The sequence below is a fragment of the Bacillus sp. JJ783 genome, assembly GCF_036963225.1.
Taxonomy (GTDB): Bacteria; Bacillota; Bacilli; order Bacillales; family Bacillaceae_G; genus Bacillus_A; species Bacillus_A cereus_U.
Genome location: NZ_JBALMG010000086.1, coordinates 80,338 through 102,058 on the forward strand (window position 1 = coordinate 80,338; position 21,721 = coordinate 102,058).

The window sequence follows — 21,721 nt, forward strand, 5'->3', positions numbered from 1 at the left end:
TTTCTATACTGAAATAAAAAGATACGACTAGCGTTTGAAAAACTCGATATTTTGCTAGGTTTTTTTCTTATACCAAAATATCAATCATCGTTAGGTTTCTTTCCTATACTTTCGTATTCGAACTATATTTCTAGAAATCACGTCTCCCAAACCCCAAGGATTCTATATCCTTGGGGTTTTTTGATTTTTTCAGGAGAGGTGACGAGAATGACAGATCAAGAATATATGAGGATTGCCTTGCAGTTAGCACAAGGAACATCGGGACAAACAAGCCCAAATCCTATGGTTGGTGCTGTCGTTGTAAAAGATGGCAACATTGTCGGAATGGGTGCCCACATGCGTGCCGGTGAAGAACATGCTGAAGTTCATGCTCTTCACATGGCTGGAGAAAGAGCAAAAGACGCTACCGTTTATGTAACACTTGAACCGTGTAGCCATTTTGGAAAAACACCCCCTTGCTGTGAATTACTCATTGAAAAAGGAGTTCAGCGTGTTGTAATTGCTACTCTTGATTGCAATCCACTCGTTTCCGGCAATGGAAAAAGAATATTGGAAGAAGATGGAATTAAGGTGACTACTGGTGTTCTTGGGGCGGAAGCCACTTTATTAAATCGATACTTTTTTCACTATATGAAAACGAAACGTCCCTTTGTAACAATAAAAACAGCAATGAGCTTAGATGGAAAAACAGCAACTGTAACCGGTGAAAGTAAGTGGATTACAGGCGAAGAAGCACGCGCTGACGTTCACCAATATCGTCATATACATGATGCTATCCTAGTCGGTGTGAATACAGTTCTAACTGATAATCCACACTTAACAACACGAATTCCAAACGGAGGTAAACATCCTATACGCGTTATTTTAGATACCCACTTACGAACGCCGCCATCTTCTCATGTCATAACAGATGGCTTAACTCCGACATGGATTATTGTCGGTAAGGATGTAAGCAAAGAGAAAATAGCGTCTTATGAATCTAACAATATAGCTGTATTCCAAATGAAAACACAGCAAATTGAAATACAAGATGTCCTATCCCTACTCGGTGAGAAACAAATTCTTTCTCTGTTCGTTGAAGGTGGTCAAACGGTGCATGCAAACTTCTTAAAAACAAATAGTTTTAATGAAATCGTGACCTATATAAGCCCGAAATTAATTGGTGGAAAAGATGCACCCACCTTATTTGGCGGAGCTGGTTTTTCGAAGTTACAAGATGCACTTTCCTTAACAATTCAAGAGATGAAACAAATTGGTAATGATATAAAAATTGTTGCAACCTTAAAAAGCGAGGTGACGGAATGTTTACAGGAATTGTAGAAGAGTTAGGAACGATATCAAGCATGACTCAAAGTGGTGAATCAATGAAGCTAACTATTAGTGCAAATCAAATTTTATCGGATGTTAAGCTAGGTGATAGTATCGCGGTTAACGGCATTTGCTTAACAGTAACTACTTTTACGACTACTTCATTCACTGTTGATGCAATGCCTGAAACAATGAATGCAACATCACTTCGTATGCTAAAGCCAAGTGCCAAAGTGAATTTAGAACGGGCAATGGCTGCGAACGGACGATTCGGTGGACATTTCGTCACCGGACATATCGACGGCATCGGTACGATTTTAACTAAAAAACAACATTACAATGCCATCTATTACAAAATAGCAATTTCTGATGAATTACTACGCTATTGTTTGCATAAAGGATCCGTTACTGTTGATGGCACTAGTTTAACAATATTTGATATAGACGAATCTTCAATTACAATTTCACTCATCCCCCACACAGTAAGCGAGTCTATAATCGGAGAAAAAAAAGCCGGGGACATCGTAAACATTGAGTGTGACATGATTGGAAAATATATTGAACGCTTTATTTCAAAGCCCGCAAAAGGAACAGATTCAATGACCGAAAGCTTTTTACAAGAAAACGGATTTCTATAAGGGGGAAGCACAATGTTTCATCGTATTGAAGAAGCTCTAGAAGATTTAAAACAAGGAAAAGTCGTTATCGTATGTGATGATGAAAACCGAGAAAATGAAGGCGATTTCATTGCTTTAGCAGAGTACATTACACCAGAAACGATTAATTTTATGATTACACACGGTCGTGGTCTCGTTTGCGTACCGATTACGGAGCAATACGCAGAGCGTCTACAGTTAGAACCAATGGTTTCTCATAATACGGATTCACATCATACTGCTTTTACAGTAAGCATCGATCACGTTTCTACAACAACAGGCATTAGTGCCCATGAGCGTGCTACAACAATACAGGAATTATTAAATCCCGCATCTAAAGGAACTGATTTTAACCGCCCTGGACATATCTTTCCATTAATTGCGAAAGAAGGTGGCGTCCTTCGCCGCGCAGGTCATACAGAAGCTGCTGTTGATTTAGCAAAACTTTGCGGAACTGAGCCAGCTGGCGTCATTTGCGAGATTATAAATGAAGATGGGACGATGGCACGTGTACCTGATTTAATACAGTGTGCAAAACAATTTGATATAAAAATGATTACAATTGAAGATTTAATTGCTTATCGCCGCCATCACGAAACACTTGTGACGAGAGAAGTGGAAATTACATTACCTACAGATTTCGGTACTTTTCATGCAATTGGCTATTCTAACTCATTAGATATGAAAGAACATATCGCGCTCGTAAAAGGTGATGTTTCAACAGGCGAACCTGTACTTGTACGCGTTCATTCAGAATGCTTGACAGGAGATGTATTTGGTTCGTGCCGCTGTGATTGCGGACCACAACTACATGCTGCACTTGCTCAAATTGAGCGTGAAGGAAAAGGTGTTCTTCTCTATATGAGACAAGAGGGACGCGGCATTGGCCTTCTTAATAAGCTTCGCGCTTATAAGTTACAAGAAGAAGGGTTCGATACTGTAGAAGCAAATGAAAAACTTGGGTTCCCAGCTGATCTTCGTGATTACGGTATTGGCGCTCAAATTTTAAAAGATTTAGGTTTACAAAGTTTACGATTATTAACGAATAATCCACGAAAAATTGCTGGCTTACAAGGTTACGATTTAGAAGTAACCGAGCGTGTACCGTTGCAAATGCCAGCAAAAGAAGAAAATAAAACGTATTTACAAACGAAAGTAAACAAATTAGGACATTTACTAAACTTATAATTAAGGGAGAGATACATTATGGTATTCGAAGGTCATTTAGTTGGTACAGGATTAAAAGTTGGGGTTGTTGTTGGACGTTTTAATGAGTTTATTACAAGTAAGTTACTTGGCGGAGCTTTAGATGGATTAAAGCGTCACGGTGTAGAAGAGAATGATATTGATGTTGCATGGGTTCCTGGTGCATTTGAAATTCCTTTAATCGCTAAAAAGATGGCAAATAGCGGAAAATATGATGCTGTTATTACATTAGGTACAGTAATTCGCGGTGCTACAACGCATTACGATTACGTTTGTAATGAAGTAGCAAAAGGTGTTGCATCTTTATCACTACAAACGGATATTCCAGTTATTTTCGGTGTATTAACGACAGAAACAATTGAACAAGCGATTGAACGTGCAGGTACAAAAGCTGGCAATAAAGGCTATGAATCAGCAGTTGCTGCGATCGAAATGGCTCATTTATCAAAACAATGGGCTTAAAAAAAGAGGCTGCGGCCTCTTTTTTTTATTTTCTCACCTTTTTTCGTACATCTTCTATTAATTCATCCATCGTTTTTCCTTCTGTTTTTATACGAAGAGTTTGTGCTGTTCTCCACACATTTTCTCTCTTTTTCGCTTCTTCTATAATAGAAATTTCCTTCCTCACTTCTTTTAAATCCTTTCCTTCTGTTTCAAGTCCAAAATGTTCAGCTTTCGTTCGAAAATGCTGTTCAATTCTTTGTTGCATTTCTTTTTGTTCAGGATTTTCAGCCGCCTTAACTGGATCAGCACTTATCGCTTTTATTAAAATCAGACAAGTCATAATGGCTAATATGTATTTGTACATGTAAAATCCTCCAACCCGATATAAATTACATTTTTACTATGTACAATTAGAGCTTGGAAAATTCGTCCACAAAATTATTTTTCTCGTCCAAAAGTGACTACTATCAAGCGTTAATAGACTTTTATTACATTTTATTTACAAAAAAAGCAAACCCTTTAAAGAGTTTGCTTTTCATCTATCTTATAGCGCACATTCTTCAATCTCAAATCCTAAATCTTCAATCATACCCCAGTCCGCAGTCGGCTCTTGTCCAGCTGTTGTTAAATAGTCCCCGACAAAGATAGAGTTTGCTGCAAATAAACCAAGTGGCTGTACAGAACGTAAATTAAGTTCTCGACCGCCTGAAATACGAATTTCTTTTGTTGGATTTACAAAACGCATCATCGCCAGCACTTTTAAACATTCTACAGGTGTTAATTCTTTTTGTCCTTCCAGCGGAGTACCCTTTACAGCAACAAGGAAATTACACGGAATAGAATCCGCATCTAAACGTTGTAATTCAAAGGCAATTTCAGCGCGCTGTTCAATCGTTTCTCCCATTCCAAAAATTGCCCCAGAGCATGGAGAAATACCGGCTTGCTTCGCTTTTTGGACTGTATCAACACGATCGTCATACGTATGCGTTGAACAAATGCTATCATAATTGTTAGCATGCGTATTTAAATTGTGGTTATAACGATGCACACCAGCTTCTGCTAACTGACCTGCTTGATCTTCATTTAAAAATCCTAAACAACAGCAAATTTTCAAATCTGTCGTTTCACGAATTTCCTTCACTGCTCCAATAACGTGATTTACTTCTTTATCCGTCGGACGACGACCAGATGCAACAATACAATATGTACCTGCTTTACGACGAATTGCTTCGTGCGCTCCTTCAACAATTTTCTCTTGTGTTAACCATGCATACTTATCAATCGGCGCCTCTGAAATAATAGACTGTGAACAATACCCGCAATCTTCAGGACATAATCCAGATTTCGTATTTATAATCATGTTCAACTTTACTTTCTTACCAAAATGATGATGGCGAATGATGTAAGCTGCATTCATAATTTCTAAAACCTCTGCATCATCAGCTTCTAATATTGCAATTGCATCTTCTTTCGTAATCATTTTCTCTTCTACTACGTCGTATGCAAGTTTTTTCCAATCCCTTTTTGTTTGTACTTGTTTCATTTCATCTCTTCCCCTCTTTTGTTATATACGTAAATAAAGCATGATATGTTGCTACTATCCCTTCTTTTTCCGTGAAGTCTCTTTCGTATATACGAAGCATCGTACGAAAGAGTGAAGGGCTTTGACAATAAGACTCTTCATTACTATTGGTCGCTCCTACTTTTCGAATAGAATGTAGGAATTCCCTAACTTCTGCAAATCTTTCTATGTAACATGTTTCAGAAACATGCACATCCCCTGTTTCTATCTTGCATATATGAAGCAACTGATCTTTCGAATAAAAACGTTGACCAATCAAAGTTTCATTTTGAATGTTTTTTTCCTCTTTCGCTCGCTGAAACGAAGCATGGAGCTCTTGAAAAGTTTCTTGCCCAAAGGTGGAAAAGAGTACTATCCCATCTGTAGACAAATGATGAAATAAATTTCTTATCACTTTTTTTACATTGTTAAGCCATTGAAATGTGGCATTCGAAATAATAACATCATATGATTCTTCTAATCGTAATCGTTCAATATCCTCACAATGAAACGTCACATTTTCGGTATTTTGTCTAGTTTTTGCAATCGTAATCATACTTTCAGCAAAATCAACGGCTGTAATTTGTGCTTTTGGAAATAACTTTGATAATTGCTCTGTGACATAACCTGTCCCGCATCCAAGTTCTAAAATACGTATTGATGATGTTTCACTATATCGCCGCTTCAATATAGAAAGTAACGAATGTGCCATCTTTTTTTGTACATTTGCATATTGATCGTAAGATACGGCTGCCCCATTAAACCGTTTTTGTAGTAACGTTTTGTTGATCATGTCGTATCCCCTCTACAAATTGGATTATCTCATTCGCGCAATATTCGAAATTCGTTACACATAATGCATGACCAGCCCCGCTTACTACTTTTAGCGTAGCATTCGTATTCTCCGTCATATTATGAGCTGCGGATAATGGACATATCACATCCTGTTCTCCATGAAGAAGTAACAACGGTACTTTGATATCTGTTAATTCGTTTCTCATATCTGTTTCTATTAAATAATCTAAGCCTAATTGTAAAGACTGAATCGAGTCCCCTTTAAAATTCAGCGCAATCTCTTTAAAACTCGTATTCTCCTTCAGCTCATTTTTTGTAAATATATTTTCATAGAAACGATTCAAAGTATCTTCTTTCTTTCTCGTTAAATTCTTTTTCATACGTTCTACATGCAAAGAATTCCATCCGCTTGTATAGTCGCTCGTATTTGTAAATTTAGCAGTACCACCAATTAGTACAATACCTTTCGCCTTAATCTTTTTATAAGCTTGAATTGCCGCTAATGCTCCTAATGACCATCCAACTAAAATTACATTTTCATCACGTGCTACCTCTATTATTCGTCCCGCAAATTCACTTTGTTCTTTCACATTACGCCAATCTAAACATTGAACAGGATAGTCTTTAAAATACGGAAGTACAAAAGTCCAAACATCTTCTTCCATTCCCCACCCAGGAATAAAAATAACCTTTAGCTCTTTCATACTAAAAACCCCTCTTCTTTACCGATGCGTATAATATGCTGAATGGCCCATTTTAAATCCGCCATTGTATGTTGTGACGTAACAGCAAAGCGAATTCGGGAACTACCAATCGGAACAGTTGGCGGACGAATTGCAATGGCTGCGATACCTATCTCTTGTAATCTTTCACTAAACCGTAAAGCATTTTCATTTGAACCGACTACAATTGGTACAATATGAGTTGAGCTATTCCCAATGTCAAAACCAGCTTCTTGTAAATGCGTCCTGAAATATGCACCATTCGCTATAAGGTTCTCTCTTCTTTCGTTATCTTCTTTTACAATCTCAATTGCTTTTTGCACTGCTCCTAATGCTCCTGGTGGTAAAGCTGTAGTAAAAACAAAGCTTCTCATCATATTTTGTAAGTACTCTATATAAATTGCATCACCTGTTAAATACGCACCATAACACCCTAAAGCCTTGCTAAACGTCCCCATATGTATATCGATTTTTTGAGCAAGATCTTTTTCTATATGAGATAATCCAGCTCCACCGATTCCATATATTCCACTCGCATGTGCTTCATCAACTATAATGATTGCCCCGTATTTCTCTTTCAGCTTCACTAAATCTCTCAAATATGCAGTATCACCATCCATACTAAAAACAGTATCAGTTACGATTAATTTCCTCTTTTCAGGTGACGCTACTTTCAACATCTTCTCTAAATGATCCAAATCATTATGACGATACCTTTTATGTTCTGCACCGCTTAATATAATTCCATCAACAATACTTGCGTGATTTAATTTATCACTAAAAACAATATCGTGACGACCAGCTAAAGAAGATAGTATACCTACATTTGCTGTATACCCACTATTTACGATTAACGCTCTTTCAGTACCTTTCCAGTTGCATATACTTCTCTCAACCTCTTCATACAGTGGATAATTTCCTACAACGAGACGAGATGCTGTCGCTCCAGTTCCATATTTTCTTGTGCAAGCAATAGCAGCTTCTTTCAACCTTTCATCTCCAGCTAACCCTAAATAATTATTTGACGCTAAATTTAGCATCCTTTTCTCATTTCGAATAAGCCATGTCTCTTCCGCTTTCTCTGTCACATGCAAATTACGATACTGTCCTTGCTCTCTTAATTGTTCTATTTTAGATTGAAGATGCGCGCGCCACTTTTGATTCATTTTGGATGGACTCCTCTAATTTTGAAATCATAATATGCTCTTTTGCCAATTCCAATAATTCTTCCCTAGTAAAATCACCTTCAAGGAATGGTAATAAACCTAAAACCGGTACCCCGCTCAACTCTTCAATCATTTCTTTGTTTTCTTGTACTCTTGCTTTTTCACATTCTTTACAACCAGACAAAATGACACCTGCTACTGTTAAGCCATGTGCCCTTGCATAAGAAATCGTTAAGACAGTATGATTCACTGTTCCTAGTGTCGGACGCGCTACCACAATAAGAGGAAGCTGTAATTCTTTTGCAAAATCGATTACTAAAGCATCTTCTGTATATGGGACTGCAAGCCCACCAGCCCCTTCTACAAATAGGCTATTAAACTCTTTTAGTAGTTCATTATAGTGATCAGTAATTTCTTTTAACGTTACTGTCCTTCCAGCTCTTTTCATAGCAAGTCTCGGAGCAAGTGGTTCTTCAATAGAATACGGACAAATTTCTTCTTCTCTTGTCGATACACCCGATAAGGCTTTTAACCTTGCTGCATCTCCCTCTGCGTTTGATGCAGCATGTCCACTTTGCAACGGTTTATATACCCCTACGTTATATCCCAATTCTCTAAATACACCTGCTAACGCACCTGCAGCCACAGTTTTTCCAACTTCAGTATCAGTTGCCGTTATGAAAAAACCACTCATTATTCTTCCTCCGTAACATCCGAGATTGCTTTATATAAAATGCGTAACATCTCATCAATTTCAGCAATTGTAGATGCAAGAGGAGGCATAAATACAATGGTGTTACCAAGCGGACGTAAAATCATGCCTAACTCTCTTGAGCGTTTACATACTTGAACACCGACTCTTTCTGTCCATTCATACGATTCTTTCATTTCTTTATTTTTCACAAGTTCAATACCAATCATTAATCCGCACTGACGAATATCACCTACGTGCTTATATTCATTAAGCGCTTCTAATTGCCCCGCTACATATTCTGTTTTATGCGCAACAGATTCTATTAAATTAGTTTTTTCATATAGTTCTAGATTCGCAATTGCTACCGCACACCCTAACGGATTACCTGTGTAACTATGCCCATGGAAAAATGTTTTTTGTTCCTCATACTCTCCTAAGAAGGCATTATATATTTCGTCTGTCGTTACCGTAACAGCAATCGGTAAATATCCACCTGTTAAACCTTTCCCAGCTGTTAAAATGTCCGGCGTCACATTTTCATGTTCACACGCAAACATTTTCCCCGTACGCCCAAACCCAGTCGCTACCTCATCTGTAATAAATAAAACATTATATTTTGTACATAAATTACGTAGCCCTTTTAAATATCCTTTTGGCATTGTAATCATGCCTCCAGCACCTTGCATTAAAGGTTCTACAATAATTGCTGCAATTTCTTCATGTTTTTCTTTCAGCAATTCTTCCATTTCTTCTAAATGTTTCTTTACAATTTGTTCCTTATTATCTCCATAAGGAGAACGATATGTATATGGATACGGCATTTTAATTGCCTCAAATAATAGTGAACTATACACTTGGTGAAACAAGTCTATTGCCCCTACTGAAACAGCACCTATTGTATCACCGTGATATGCTTCTTTTAATGTAACAAATCTTTGTTTTCTCGGTTTTCCTTTATGCTGCCAATATTGAAAAGCCATCTTAATTGCAATTTCAACAGCGGTAGAACCAGAGTCTGAATAAAATACTTTCTTCAAGCCTTCTGGTACAACATCAATTATTTTTTCTGCTAATAAAATAGATGGAACGTTAGCAAGTCCTAACATAGTAGAATGAGCAATTTTATTTAATTGCTCACGAATTGCCTCATCTAGTTCCGGCACTTGATGCCCATGAACATTTAACCAAATAGACGAAACACCGTCCCAATATTCATTTCCATTTACATCGTATAGCTTTCTTCCCTCTCCACGTTCAATAATGACAGGATCTTCTTCTAAATAATCTTTCATTTGTGTAAATGGGTGCCATACGTAATCTTTATTCTTCTTCGATAATTCTTCATATGTATAAGACGATTTTTCACTCGTGTTACTATTAACAGCCACAATTGTCACCCCTAATGTTAACTTGTTTATAAATATAGTTAACATTAAAAACAAATGACTGTCAATTATTTTTAAATCAAATAGTTCTTAAAAAAGAACAACTTATCATACGATAAGTTGTTCTACTTTCCATGTTGTATCTTTCCAATTTCTAAAATAATCTCTTCCTCTTTTTTCCCTTCTGTATCAATTCCAAGTTGCTTAGCATGCTCAATTAATAAATCATGGCGCTGCTCAAACCTAGCGGTATCTACTTCTTTCGTAATCTCTTCTTTTGTTTTCCCTTCAGTAGAAACTCCTAGTTTTGCAGCTGATTTTTCCATCGATTTCTTCTCTTCAGTTTCTTTCACTTTTTTCACTTCTGACTGCTGTATTTGCTTTTGTTTTGACTGCTCTGATTCAGCTGCAAAAGCTGTGTAAATTCCAGCACTTCCGCCAACGACTAGTAAGGTGGTAAAAAGAATTATTTTTTTCTTCACTCTTTCCTCCCCTTTCAAATTCATTATAACGCACACTTTTACAGTATTAAAAACATTTCTCCTTTATTTACCTAAAAAAATATCGAATGTTTTTATTGACATGTATGATGAATATATGATAAAAATTTAACTAACATCATATGAATCGGCGTTGATAGGATTTAGTAGTATTTCGTTTTCTGATTTCAGAGAGCTGGTGGTCGGTGCGAACCAGTACAGAGCGATTTATGAATTACCCCCTGGAGCTTCTTTTACGAAACGTGAGGAGTAGTGAAAGACGGTTTAGACCGTTATGTCTAAAGAGTGGTGAAACGACACTGTTTCACAATTTAGGGTGGTACCGCGAATTTTTCGTCCCTGCATATATTGCAGGGGCGTTTTTATTTTATTAGCGCATATCATATGGCCCTTTATTTTGTGATACATTCCTTTCACAAGCTAGGGTGGTACCGCGATTTCTTCGTCCCTGCATAATTATATGCAGGGGCGTTTTTTTATTCCAATCTTTATTGAGCGATTATCCTAAAAATTTGAGATAGGAGAGATACAAAGCTTGATAAATCCCGATTTTTTAAACTTTATGATGAAAAACAATTACCGGTAGTTTGTCACAAAATTCTAAATCTTAAAAGGAAATATACAGTATTGGCGAATTTTATATAAAAAAGAGCTATTTTAGATTAATTAGGAGGAGAAAACAATGATTTCAAAAATCGAATCTATTCTTTTAACATTTTTTATCTTTTTCTGTATTGGCTTTAGTGTTATTCAATTAGAAGTTTCACCACATATCCCAATTTTATTCGGCATCGTTATTTTATTAGCGTTTGGATTTATGAAAAAAATCTCTTGGTCTACTATGGAAAAAGGGATGATAAGTAGTATTTCAGCTGGTATTCCATCTATTTTTATTTTCTTACTTGTCGGAGTATTAATTAGTGTTTGGATCGCAGCTGGAACAATTCCAACTTTAATGGTATACGGATTCCAACTTGTATCTCCAAAAATTTTCGTTCCTACTGTCTTTGTTGTTTGTGCAATTGTTGGAACAAGTATCGGTAGTGCATTTACAACTGCAGCAACAGTAGGGCTTGCCTTTATGGGAATGGGTAGTGCTCTCGGATACGATCCAGCTCTTATTGCTGGTGCAATTATTTCTGGTGCATTCTTTGGGGATAAAATGTCTCCTTTATCTGATACAACAAACTTAGCTCCAGCTGTAACTGGTGTAGATTTATTTGAACATATTCGCAACATGCTTTGGACAACAGTCCCTGCTTTCATTATTGCTTTTATCGCATTTTTCATTTTAGGAAGCGGCACTAGAGGAGACGTTGATTTCACAAACTTTATTAGTACGTTAGAAAAAAATGCAACGATTTCTATCGTTACACTTATTCCGATTTTATTACTGTTCCTATTCGCATTTAAGAAAGTACCAGCAGTTCCAACATTACTTGCAGGAATCGTAGTAGGGATCATCATTCTCTTTATTTTTAACCCTAGTACTTCTTTAGCTGATTTAATGAAAATTATGCAAGATGGTTACGTTTCTAAAACTGGTATAAAAGATATTGATAGCTTATTATCTCGCGGTGGTTTACAAAGTATGATGATGTCAATTGCTCTTATTTTCCTAGCTCTTTGTATGGGTGGTTTACTACAAGGACTGGGCATTATCACGCAACTGATGAATATCATCTCTAGCTTTGTAAAAACAAGTACACGCTTAATCATCTCTACCGCTTTCACTGCAATTGGTGTAAACTTCTTACTTGGCGAACAATACTTATCAATCGTTTTAACAGGACAAGCATTCGCTAACAAATACGATGAAGTCGGTTTAGAACGTCGTAATTTATCACGAGTATTAGAAGATGCTGGTACAGTAATTAATCCGCTCGTACCATGGGGTGTAAGCGGCGTATTCTTAACAAACGTCCTTAGCGTTCCAACATTCGATTATGTTCCATACGCAATCTTCTGTTTAGCTTGCCCAGTCTTAACAATTATTGTTGGTTTCACTGGATTTGGTCTTTCATGGAAGAAGGAAAAAACAGTACCAGTTTCATAATATATACGTAAAAAAAGGATTACCGATTACGGTAATCCTTTTTTCATACAATGCTTTACTATCTATTTGCTTTCTTTCTTCTAAATAACATAAGTAATCCCGCTCCAACAAACGCAAGACCCGCTCCAATTGTAGAAGCGACACTTGCACCTGTTTTCGGTAAATCACGTTCCTCTTTATCTGCTTCTTTATTTTCACTTACAGTTTCTTTTGAATTTTGATTATCCGTTGTAGTTTGTCCAGATCCTGCGTTGTTTCCATCTTGTTTTGGTTCATTTCCATTATTACCTTCATCTGTTGGCGGTGCCGTTGGATTCTCCCCATTATTACCATCACCTGTTGGTGGTGTCGTTGGATTCTCTCCATTACCTCCATCACCTGTTGGTGGTGTCGTTGGATTCTCTCCATTATTGCCATCACCTGTTGGCGGTGTCGTTGGATTCTCTCCACCCGTTTCCTTATCACCGTCGTTCTTCTTCGTTATATCAATCGCATATTTAGCGAATTCATTTTCAGATGGTCCAACATATGATATTTTTCCATCTTTCTTTATATATTTTTGTGCATTTGGTGAAGAATCAAATGTTGTATTTAATTTATCTGCAATAATCGGTTTAAACGCCCAATTTTGATCTGCTGCTGGATTAATAACTGGTGTTTCTTGCATGTACTTCACAATAATTTGACGTGTTTCATCTTGCGATTGGTATACAACTTCGCCTTTACTTACACCAGGGAACGTTTGGCTACTTCCACGATAGTTATTTGTAGCTACAATGAACTCTTGATTGTCCGCTACAGGCTTACCTTCATACGTCATATTTACAATACGATTCGTATTTTCATTTACAACTTTGCCATCTTTATCGTATTTCGCTGGTTGCGTTACGTCAATTTCGTATTTTAAGCCATCTAAAACATCAAAATTATATGTAGGATAACCTATATTTACTAGTGGCTGTTCTTCTGTTTTCTTTGAATCAATTTGATTAAATTGACCAGCAGACATTTCAAGCCATTCTTTCACTTGTGCCCCACTTACTTTTACAGCATATAATGTATTTGGATATACATATAAATCCGCTACGTTTTTGATTGCTAACGTCCCTGCTGGAATATCCGTATAATATGTAGCACCGTTTCGGCCACCTGCTTTAAATGGTGCTCCTGCAGATAAAACTGGAATTCCTTTATATTTACTATATTGTCCGTTTTCAGCGAATAGCTTTTCTACATACCATTTTTGTGCATTTGTCACAAGTTGTACAGAAGGATCATCTTGTACTAATGAAAAATAACTATTAATTGGTGCTGTCGTTTGCCCGACTGCTGTATTTACATACTTAATTGTCGCTTCATGGTCATCTTTAATTTCATTAACTAAATTTTGATCAGATTCTACTAATGGGGTACCTTTACTATTTGCAATCGGGCGAAGTTGTGGCTTAGATTGATCTTTTTGTACTTCCCATTTTCCGTTTACCTTTTTCAATTGCATATCAATAATACCTAAGTTACTACCAAAAACACCAGGCATTACAACTGGAACACCATTAAATATATCCGTCACTTCAGTATGTGAATGTCCCATTAATACTGCATCTACGCCAGGAACTTTTGTTGCTAAATGATATGATGCATTTTCCATTTTATTCGCTTCTTTATATTCGCTCTTATCGACGCCTGAATGAGCTAATGCAATGATAATATCTACACCCTCATCTTGCATTTTTTTCACCATTATTTTTGCTGTCGCGACGATGTCTTTCGCCTTTACTTTTCCTTCTAAGTTCGCTTTATCCCAGTTCATAATTTGTGGTGGAACAAATCCCATTACACCAATTTTCACTATTTGTTTTTGGCCTGCTTCATCCACTACTTCTTTCTTTAAAATATGATATGGTTTAAAATAATTTTCATCGTTCTCTTCCTTATCATCATGGTCAACTTTATAGACATTCGAGTTAATAACCGGGAATTTCGTTTTTTCAATCACTTTGTTTAAATAATCTAATCCATAGTTAAATTCATGATTCCCAAGAGAGATGACGTCATACTTCATTAAATTCATTACACGATATAATGGATGTGTATAACTAGGATCCACAGGCTTCTCCGGATCTTTTATTTTATTCGCTACATAATCTCCAAGCGGTGTCCCTTGTAATGCATCCCCATCATCAAATAGGACAGAGTTCTTCGCTTCTTCACGTGCTTCATTAACAAGTGTTGCAGTTTGCACGAGACCTACTTTATTATCTGTTTTCGTTTGATAATAATCGTAATTCATTAAGTTAACGTGAATATCTGATGTTTCTAGAATTCGTAAGTTAACTGTACTCTCCCCGGTATTCTCATCCGCATGAGCTGTTGTTGGCAATACTTGCGGCGCTATTACACCTATAGCAAGTGTTGCTCCAGCTAGCATTTTTTTTGACTTTTTCACAAAAAATCCCCCTTATACAATTACCAGAAATAATGAAATGAATCCCTATCTGCCTCTAACCACATACCTTTTTTCTTCTATTAGAGACACGATTTTCATTTCATCCTGCGCTAACGAGTAGTCCCCTTAAACGCCCGATTGATGAAAACTAACAATTAACGGGAAATAAAGCTCCCACTAAGCATAATTTCACCTTATCTGACATTATCATATATAAAGTCCTTTCATATCGTCAATATTTTTTGACAAACTTCAACAAATTTTCTGTAAAGTTATTATAAACTTTTCATAAACATATAATATGCCCTTACATTGCTAATACTGCTGAATATGATACAATTACCAATTACAAGGAGGATGAATTTATGAAAAAAGTCATCTTAACAATTGTTTGTCTCCTCCTTCTAATCATTTCTTATTCTAATTTTGAAAAGAACGATGAGACAAAACAAAACGAACCTGAAGAAAAAACAGAGAAAACATCTGCTCCAAGTTGGATTGATAAGCAAACAAACGACTCCTTTTATCACCTCGTATTAGGTGATTCACTCGCTAAAGGATATGGATCAACACAAGGTGGATTTGCCGAATTAGCTTCTAGACAATTAGAAGGACAAATTCATAAACCAATTACAGTAGAAAACCTCGGTGTAAATGGTCTCACTACAGATCGTCTCGTTAAGAAAGTCCAGTCAGAAGAAGTTCATCAAAAAATTAGGGAAGCAAATATCATTACTATTAGTATTGGAGGAAATAATTTATTCCGCTTAAATCGTGATGTAGGTGTTATAGATGGTATTAAAATGTTAAATAAAGAAAAAGCCCGTTTTGAAACGGATGTAAAAAATATTGTAAAGACCGTTCGAGATCAAAATCCGAATGCTTTACTCATTCTCTCTGAACTCTATAACCCTTTACAACTAGAGGACTCCATCGCAAGTTATGCAGATATGTTTTTAGACGGTTGGAATGATTCTATTTATTCTATTTCAAAAGCACATCAACCGTCGATCGTTTTACCAATTCGCAAATTAATATCGAATGATAAAAAAGAGTTACTATTTGACCAAGTACACCCAAATGATAACGGTTATGCGATTATTGCCAATACATTTACAAAGCAAGTGTTATCCTACAAATATTAAGGCTACCATGAAACAATTCTATTTTTATACCTTGTCTTTTTTGTTACAATGATAGTGGAAGGGGGCCGTTATATGGAATCACGCGAGTGGGAACGTATTGTTGATCATCTTCTTTCGCTAGTGCCTCTTTTTTATCGCAAATTTATGCTTCCTGGAGAGTTTTCTTCTCAAAGACATATGCCGCCATCGCATACGCAAGTGTTACTGCTTTTGCATGAAAATGGTACATTAGCAGTTTCAGAAATTGGCAAGCGGCTAGCGATTTCACGGCCTAACATGACCCCTCTATTAAACAAACTTATTCAAGAAGAACTAATAGAGCGTCATTATAGCGAAAAAGATCGACGGGTCATTTTAATTTCCCTAACAACTGAAGGGAAATTGCTAGTAAATCAGTATCAGCAATTCATTTTAGACAAACTAAAAGAAAATTTTCAAACATTATCTGAGGAAGAGCGTGAAAAGCTCATTCATTCTCTTAAAACCATTCAAAATTTAATTTTGAAAACAAACGCATAAAGCTGCTTCTAAATAGAAGCAGCTTTATGATTCGTAATAATTACCATAGTATACATTTGAATATGGCCATGTCATTAAATACGGCTTTTGTTCTTGAACAGGTTGCTGCTGAGGCTGTTGTATTTGCTGTATTTGTTGCTGTGGATACACTCCGAATTGCTGCCTCATATCATTTACAGCATAATAATTTGTATACGGATATACTTGAGGTACGTAATAATAATACATTCATTCTCTCCCCCTTTTTCTTAAACATATTCAAAGGAGAAAATGAATGTGACATTCTTTATATTTGTACAAGTGGTTCTCTCACTTGTTTCTTTCTTTTCTTCAAACGTAACTTACGATTCTTTTCATATAAATAATGCACTACGAAATATGAAATTACCCCAAACACAATTCCTATTATCGTCATACCAATTAATACATATACTTCACTCTGTAATAAGCTCTTTAACATCGTAAAAATATGGCTCGAAAACAAATCTGATATCGTAAATGGTTCATGATGTATTTTCTGTACATGAAATGGATAAATCATTTTCCCTAACGCATAAGCAAACGGAAATAAAAACACTGGGAGAAACGATATTTTCCCAATAATATTACCAATGACTGCGGCTGGAAAAGATCCCTTTGCTAACCTGACAATTGGATAAAATATTAAATATACGAGCGATGCCGTATAAATCACCAACATTTCTAAACCAAATCCAATAGCAAAACCTAACGACACTTTCTTTGCTCCTTCTGGCGATCGAAGCAACTTAAAATATTGAAACTTTAATATTCTCCACATTCGCTGAAAAAACGAATATGTTTTCTGAGTTGTTTTCAAATTCATCATCTCTTTAACTATATTTTTTTATCTAGTATGTCCTTACATGATATGAAAAATAAAATTAGTTTTCTCTTTTTATTATAAATGATATAGAGATAATTAACTAAATATACATCAGACATTTCAACATAAAAAAACCTCCCTTTTAGGAAGGCTCCTCTATATTTTTAAACAAACTCACCAATAACGCTTTTTGCGCGTGCAACCTGTTACCAGCTTGCTCAAAAACGATAGACTGTGGCCCATCTATAATCTCTCCAGTTACTTCTTCTTCACGATGAGCAGGCAAACAGTGCAGGAAACGATATGTTTGCTTTGCATGTATAACAAGCTCTTTATTTACTTGGAAAGGCTGGAATAAAGTATATTTCTCTGCTTCTCCTTCTTGGCCCATACTCATCCAAACGTCAGTATAAATAAAATCCGCTCCACTTACCGCTAATTCAGGATTATGCAAAATCTCAATTTCAGCCCCTGTTTCATCTGCAATCGCTAACGCTTTTTTAACAATTTCTTCATTCGGTTCATACCCTATGGGAGTCGCAACAGTCATATTCATTCCGACTTTTGCACTTGCTAGCAATAGTGAATGACATACATTATTTCCATCACCTACGTAAGCCAATTTAATTCCTTTAAACGTATGAACTTCTTCATATATCGTCATTAAATCTGCCAATGCTTGGCAAGGGTGATGATCATCAGTTAAACCGTTAATAACTGGGATACTGGACTCTTTTGCAAGCTCTTCTACATCTGCATGCGAGAATGTACGTATCATAATTCCATCAATATAATGAGATAGTACTTTCGCAGTATCTGAAACCGTTTCTCCTCTGCCAATTTGCATCTCTTTTCCACTTAAAAACATTCCATGTCCTCCGAGCTGTACCATCCCTGCTTCAAAAGAAACGCGAGTACGAGTTGAATGTTTATCAAAAATGAGACCTAATATTTTCCCTTGTAATAAAGGCTCCTGCTTGTTCTTTTTTAAATATATAGCGAACTCAATTAAAGAAATGATTTCTTCTTGCGTCAATTCTTCTAACGTTAAAAGATCTTTCGTATTTAATTTCGGTACTTGTACAGTTGACATGAAATTTCCCCCTTATATTATTGATGCATTTTTTGTACAGACCACTTCTTTTATCATATATACTGCCTGTTCTAGCTCTTCATTCGTTACAATAAGTGGTGGTAATAGTCTTATAACATTAGGTCCTGCTTGTAATACGAGAAGTCCTGCTTTTTCTAGTTGTTCTATGAAATTTGCAACCTCATGCTTACATTCGATTCCAATCATAAGTCCCTTACCACGAATATTTTGAACACATTCAACGTGTCGTAATTCTTCTTGCAATTTCTTTAATACGTACTCGCCCTTTTCCTGTACCTCTTTAAAAAACGATTGTTCCTTAATGCATTGCAATACTTCTTTCGCTGCAGTCATAGCGATATAATTCCCACCGAAAGTTGAACCGTGTGACCCTGCAGTAAAAGAAGAACCTAGTTCTTTCCGGCCAATCATCGCTCCAACTGGAATACCATTCCCAAGCGCCTTTGCGATGGTAACGATATCAGGCCCTATTCCCATTTGCTCATAAGCGAATAGTGTTCCTGTTCTGCCTATTCCAGTTTGTATTTCATCTATAATAAAAAGAGCATTGTACTCATTACATAGTTTTTCAATTTTCTTCAAAAAGGATGGATCAGCTAATATTACTCCTCCTTCTCCTTGAACAACTTCTACCATTACTGCCGCAACTTCTTCATTCATTACTTCCTCTAATGCTTGTATATCGTTAAATGGTGTATGTAAAAAAGACGGAAGTAATGGACCGAACCCTTCTTTCACTTTATCTTGCCCTGTTGCACTCATCGTTCCAAATGTTCTCCCGTGAAAAGATTGCTCACATGTTACTACGAGAGATTTTCCAGTATGCTTACGTGCTAGCTTTAAAGCCGCTTCATTTGCCTCCGCCCCGCTATTACAAAAAAACACATAATCTAATGCTGTATCTTCTGTTAATAACGATGCGACCTCTTCTTGTAAGGAGTTCGTAAACAAATTAGATATATGCCATATGTTTCCAATTTGATTTTCTACTGCCTTTACAACAGTAGGATGACAATGTCCTAAGTTACATACACCAATCCCCGACGTAAAATCTAAGTATTGCGTACCATTTTTATCAATGACTGTTGTTCCATTCCCCTTTACAAACTCAATAGTTCTCCTGCCATACGTTTGAAAAAGATGGCTTGTCATAGAATACTCACTCCTTTCGTTACCGTGGTTCCAATACACTTTCCTGTGACCCCGGCAAAATCCTTTGTACCATTTACGATACTAACCTTTTTCACTCCCATTTTTAACGATGTAAGTGCCGCCTGTACTTTCGGAATCATCCCACCTGTAATGACACCTTGTTCTATAAAAGTAAGAATTTCATATTCATCCATTTTCTTTACCAATCTTCCTTCGTGTAATACTCCATCTACGTCCGTTATAAAAATGAGTTCTTTTGCGGATAGTGTGGCTGCAATTCCAGCTGCAGCAGTATCTGCATTAATGTTATAAACTTCATTACCATTTATCCCGATTGGAGCAATCACAGGAATATAATTCATATCTATCAATCCTTTTAATAAGGCTGTTTCTACATAACTTACTTCTCCTACATATCCTATCTCTTCACCAACAGGTTGAACTTGAAGTAAATTACCGTCACATCCTGAAAGCCCCACCGCAAGTAAATTATGTTTTTGTAAATTCATTACGATTTTTTTATTCGTACTTCCGCATAGCACCATTTGAACAACATCCATAACCTCTTTCGGCGTTACTCGTAATCCATCTTTCTTTTCTATCTTGATATTAGCATCTTCTAACTTGGCATCAATTTCTGGGCCACCGCCATGGACAATAACAACCTTATACTTATTTTGCAATTTCTTTATGCAATCAAAAAACACACTATTTAATCGATTCAACATGCTACCGCCACATTTAACTACAATGTAATCGCTCATCTTCTCTCTCCTTATGTACGATAACAAGCATTTATTTTCACATATTCATAACTTAAGTCGCAGCCCCAAGCTGATCCCGTTTCATCTCCTAAATGTAAACACGCATCAATTTTTATTTCATGTTCTTGTAATTTCTTTTTCATTTCCTCTTCGGAAAACATTTGAGGCTCACTATTTTTTAATACGGCGATAGATTGAAGAGTGATATCAATTGTATTTGGGTTAATAGTTACTTCACTCTGTCCAATACTACTAATAATTCGTCCCCAATTTGGATCCTCACCATATATCGCTGTTTTCACAAGACTTGAACCGACTATTTGTTTTGCAATTTTCTTTGCTTCTTCATTTGTTCTAGCCCCTAACACGTTTACTTCTATTAACTTCGTAGCACCTTCACCATCTTGTGCAATTTTTTTCGCTAAATCTTCACATACCTTTTGTAAAGCAAATACAAAAGTTTCCCAATCCTTATGTTCCATATCCATCGTTTTCGTTTCTGATAATCCACTTGCCATAACGATAACCATATCATTTGTAGACGTATCTCCGTCCACCGTAATTTGATTAAACGTATGATTCGTAATTTTTGATAATGCTGTTTGCAGTATTTCATGCTCTATATTTGCGTCTGTTGTAATAAAACTAAGCATCGTTGCCATATTCGGGTGGATCATCCCTGAACCTTTTGCGACCCCAGCAATGGTCACTTCTTTCCCATCAATTATCATCTCATAGCAAGTTTCTTTCGTTATGAGGTCTGTCGTTAAAATTGCTTCACAAAAAGAATGAGCTTCACTTACTTCCTTTGTTGGCACAAGAGATTCAATTCCCTTTCGAATGCTATCCATCGGTAAAGGGACTCCAATTACACCTGTTGAAGCGACTGCGACGTACTTTTCTTTTACTCCAAAGTGTTCCGCTCCTAATGTTCGCATCTCATAAGCATCTTGCAATCCTTTCATGCCCGTACAAGCATTTGCATTTCCGCTATTTACAACAATTGCTTGTAATTTCCCTTCTGCTGCTATGCTATCCTTCGTTACTTGCAACGGTGCTGCTTGTATTTGATTTGTTGTATACACAGCGGCACATGATGCTGGCACCTCACAAACGATTGCACCCACATCCTTTTTCACCTTTTTCAGACCATTTGCAGTACCGATTGCCGAAAAGCCTTTCGGCGTAACAATTGAACCATTTGCTAATTTTGTAATAGACGATGTTTTAATCATAATTTCCCC

General features: G+C 36.5%; 22 protein-coding genes and 1 other annotated feature. Of the genes, 7 read left to right on the plus strand and 15 right to left on the minus strand.

The window, feature by feature from the left end; genetic code table 11:
- The first annotated feature begins 207 nt into the window (after window positions 1–207).
- The 4 genes from ribD to ribH are packed head-to-tail and all read left to right on the plus strand — an operon-like array spanning window position 208 to window position 3,632.
- Window positions 208–1,320 carry a bifunctional diaminohydroxyphosphoribosylaminopyrimidine deaminase/5-amino-6-(5-phosphoribosylamino)uracil reductase RibD gene (gene ribD, locus V7038_RS18530; RefSeq protein ID WP_335471270.1) on the plus strand — a complete coding sequence of 371 codons (1,113 nt, stop codon included), beginning with the start codon at window positions 208–210 and terminating at the stop codon, window positions 1,318–1,320.
- Window positions 1,302–1,946, plus strand: a complete 645-nt coding sequence (ribE, locus tag V7038_RS18535; protein WP_002111664.1) for a riboflavin synthase — start codon at window positions 1,302–1,304, stop codon at window positions 1,944–1,946. Before ribD ends, ribE begins: the two co-directional genes overlap by 19 nt.
- Window positions 1,947–1,958: 12 nt before the next feature.
- On the plus strand, window positions 1,959–3,152 hold the full coding sequence (gene ribBA, locus V7038_RS18540) for a bifunctional 3,4-dihydroxy-2-butanone 4-phosphate synthase/GTP cyclohydrolase II (protein WP_002111665.1): 1,194 nt from the start codon (window positions 1,959–1,961) through the stop codon (window positions 3,150–3,152).
- A gap of 18 nt (window positions 3,153–3,170) precedes the next feature.
- On the plus strand, window positions 3,171–3,632 hold the full coding sequence (gene ribH / locus V7038_RS18545) for a 6,7-dimethyl-8-ribityllumazine synthase (RefSeq protein WP_000230892.1): 462 nt from the start codon (window positions 3,171–3,173) through the stop codon (window positions 3,630–3,632).
- Between the two features lie 25 nt (window positions 3,633–3,657).
- Here the strand turns inward: ribH and V7038_RS18550 are convergent, their stop codons facing one another.
- The 8 genes from V7038_RS18550 to V7038_RS18585 form a co-directional block, all read right to left on the minus strand.
- Window positions 3,658–3,978, minus strand: coding sequence for a hypothetical protein (locus tag V7038_RS18550; protein WP_002111666.1), 321 nt, complete (start codon window positions 3,976–3,978; stop codon window positions 3,658–3,660).
- 180 nt (window positions 3,979–4,158) lie between these two features.
- On the minus strand, window positions 4,159–5,157 hold the full coding sequence (bioB, locus tag V7038_RS18555; RefSeq protein WP_002111668.1) for a biotin synthase: 999 nt from the start codon (window positions 5,155–5,157) through the stop codon (window positions 4,159–4,161).
- Window position 5,158: 1 nt separating this feature from the next.
- Window positions 5,159–5,968: a malonyl-ACP O-methyltransferase BioC gene (gene bioC, locus V7038_RS18560; protein WP_335471275.1), complete on the minus strand. Its 810-nt coding sequence runs from the start codon at window positions 5,966–5,968 to the stop codon at window positions 5,159–5,161.
- A complete protein-coding gene (locus tag V7038_RS18565; protein ID WP_016106103.1) occupies window positions 5,934–6,674 on the minus strand; it encodes an alpha/beta fold hydrolase in 741 nt (246 codons plus the stop codon). The genes bioC and V7038_RS18565 overlap by 35 nt, the downstream gene beginning before the upstream one ends.
- Window positions 6,671–7,858 (minus strand): 8-amino-7-oxononanoate synthase, encoded by a 1,188-nt coding sequence (gene bioF, locus V7038_RS18570; RefSeq protein WP_002111672.1) that lies wholly within the window; start codon window positions 7,856–7,858, stop codon window positions 6,671–6,673. The genes V7038_RS18565 and bioF overlap by 4 nt, the downstream gene beginning before the upstream one ends.
- Entirely contained in the window at window positions 7,824–8,552 is a 729-nt protein-coding gene (gene bioD / locus V7038_RS18575; protein WP_335471278.1) for a dethiobiotin synthase, read from the minus strand. Before bioD ends, bioF begins: the two co-directional genes overlap by 35 nt.
- Window positions 8,552–9,985 carry an adenosylmethionine--8-amino-7-oxononanoate transaminase gene (bioA, locus tag V7038_RS18580; RefSeq protein ID WP_016106106.1) on the minus strand — a complete coding sequence of 478 codons (1,434 nt, stop codon included), beginning with the start codon at window positions 9,983–9,985 and terminating at the stop codon, window positions 8,552–8,554. Before bioA ends, bioD begins: the two co-directional genes overlap by 1 nt.
- 77 nt (window positions 9,986–10,062) lie before the next feature.
- A complete protein-coding gene (locus V7038_RS18585) occupies window positions 10,063–10,419 on the minus strand; it encodes a hypothetical protein (protein WP_002111675.1) in 357 nt (118 codons plus the stop codon).
- Window positions 10,420–10,561: 142 nt separating this feature from the next.
- Window positions 10,562–10,781, plus strand: a binding site (T-box leader).
- Between the two features lie 338 nt (window positions 10,782–11,119).
- On the opposite strand from V7038_RS18585, the gene nhaC reads away from it, so the two are divergent.
- Complete coding sequence (nhaC, locus tag V7038_RS18590; protein WP_199659723.1) at window positions 11,120–12,493, plus strand: Na+/H+ antiporter NhaC; 1,374 nt, start codon at window positions 11,120–11,122, stop codon at window positions 12,491–12,493.
- Window positions 12,494–12,551: 58 nt separating this feature from the next.
- Here the strand turns inward: nhaC and cpdB are convergent, their stop codons facing one another.
- Window positions 12,552–14,939: a bifunctional 2',3'-cyclic-nucleotide 2'-phosphodiesterase/3'-nucleotidase gene (gene cpdB / locus V7038_RS18595; protein WP_335471281.1), complete on the minus strand. Its 2,388-nt coding sequence runs from the start codon at window positions 14,937–14,939 to the stop codon at window positions 12,552–12,554.
- A 365-nt stretch (window positions 14,940–15,304) separates the two neighbouring features.
- On the opposite strand from cpdB, the gene V7038_RS18600 reads away from it, so the two are divergent.
- Window positions 15,305–16,084: a GDSL-type esterase/lipase family protein gene (locus tag V7038_RS18600; RefSeq protein WP_002111681.1), complete on the plus strand. Its 780-nt coding sequence runs from the start codon at window positions 15,305–15,307 to the stop codon at window positions 16,082–16,084.
- 72 nt (window positions 16,085–16,156) lie between these two features.
- A complete protein-coding gene (locus V7038_RS18605) occupies window positions 16,157–16,603 on the plus strand; it encodes a MarR family winged helix-turn-helix transcriptional regulator (RefSeq protein ID WP_002111682.1) in 447 nt (148 codons plus the stop codon).
- A 24-nt stretch (window positions 16,604–16,627) separates the two neighbouring features.
- Here V7038_RS18605 and V7038_RS18610 read toward each other — a convergent pair whose 3' ends face one another.
- From V7038_RS18610 to argJ, 6 genes are all read right to left on the minus strand, one after another.
- On the minus strand, window positions 16,628–16,831 hold the full coding sequence (locus V7038_RS18610; protein WP_002111683.1) for a hypothetical protein: 204 nt from the start codon (window positions 16,829–16,831) through the stop codon (window positions 16,628–16,630).
- A 58-nt stretch (window positions 16,832–16,889) separates the two neighbouring features.
- Window positions 16,890–17,441 (minus strand): DUF2062 domain-containing protein, encoded by a 552-nt coding sequence (locus V7038_RS18615; protein WP_002111684.1) that lies wholly within the window; start codon window positions 17,439–17,441, stop codon window positions 16,890–16,892.
- A 148-nt stretch (window positions 17,442–17,589) separates the two neighbouring features.
- Window positions 17,590–18,540 (minus strand): ornithine carbamoyltransferase, encoded by a 951-nt coding sequence (argF, locus tag V7038_RS18620; protein WP_002111686.1) that lies wholly within the window; start codon window positions 18,538–18,540, stop codon window positions 17,590–17,592.
- Between the two features lie 12 nt (window positions 18,541–18,552).
- On the minus strand, window positions 18,553–19,713 hold the full coding sequence (locus V7038_RS18625; protein ID WP_002111688.1) for an acetylornithine transaminase: 1,161 nt from the start codon (window positions 19,711–19,713) through the stop codon (window positions 18,553–18,555).
- On the minus strand, window positions 19,710–20,477 hold the full coding sequence (gene argB, locus V7038_RS18630) for an acetylglutamate kinase (RefSeq protein WP_002111690.1): 768 nt from the start codon (window positions 20,475–20,477) through the stop codon (window positions 19,710–19,712). The genes V7038_RS18625 and argB overlap by 4 nt, the downstream gene beginning before the upstream one ends.
- An 11-nt stretch (window positions 20,478–20,488) precedes the next feature.
- Window positions 20,489–21,712 carry a bifunctional glutamate N-acetyltransferase/amino-acid acetyltransferase ArgJ gene (argJ, locus tag V7038_RS18635; protein WP_002111691.1) on the minus strand — a complete coding sequence of 408 codons (1,224 nt, stop codon included), beginning with the start codon at window positions 21,710–21,712 and terminating at the stop codon, window positions 20,489–20,491.
- Between the last annotated feature and the right edge of the window lie 9 nt (window positions 21,713–21,721).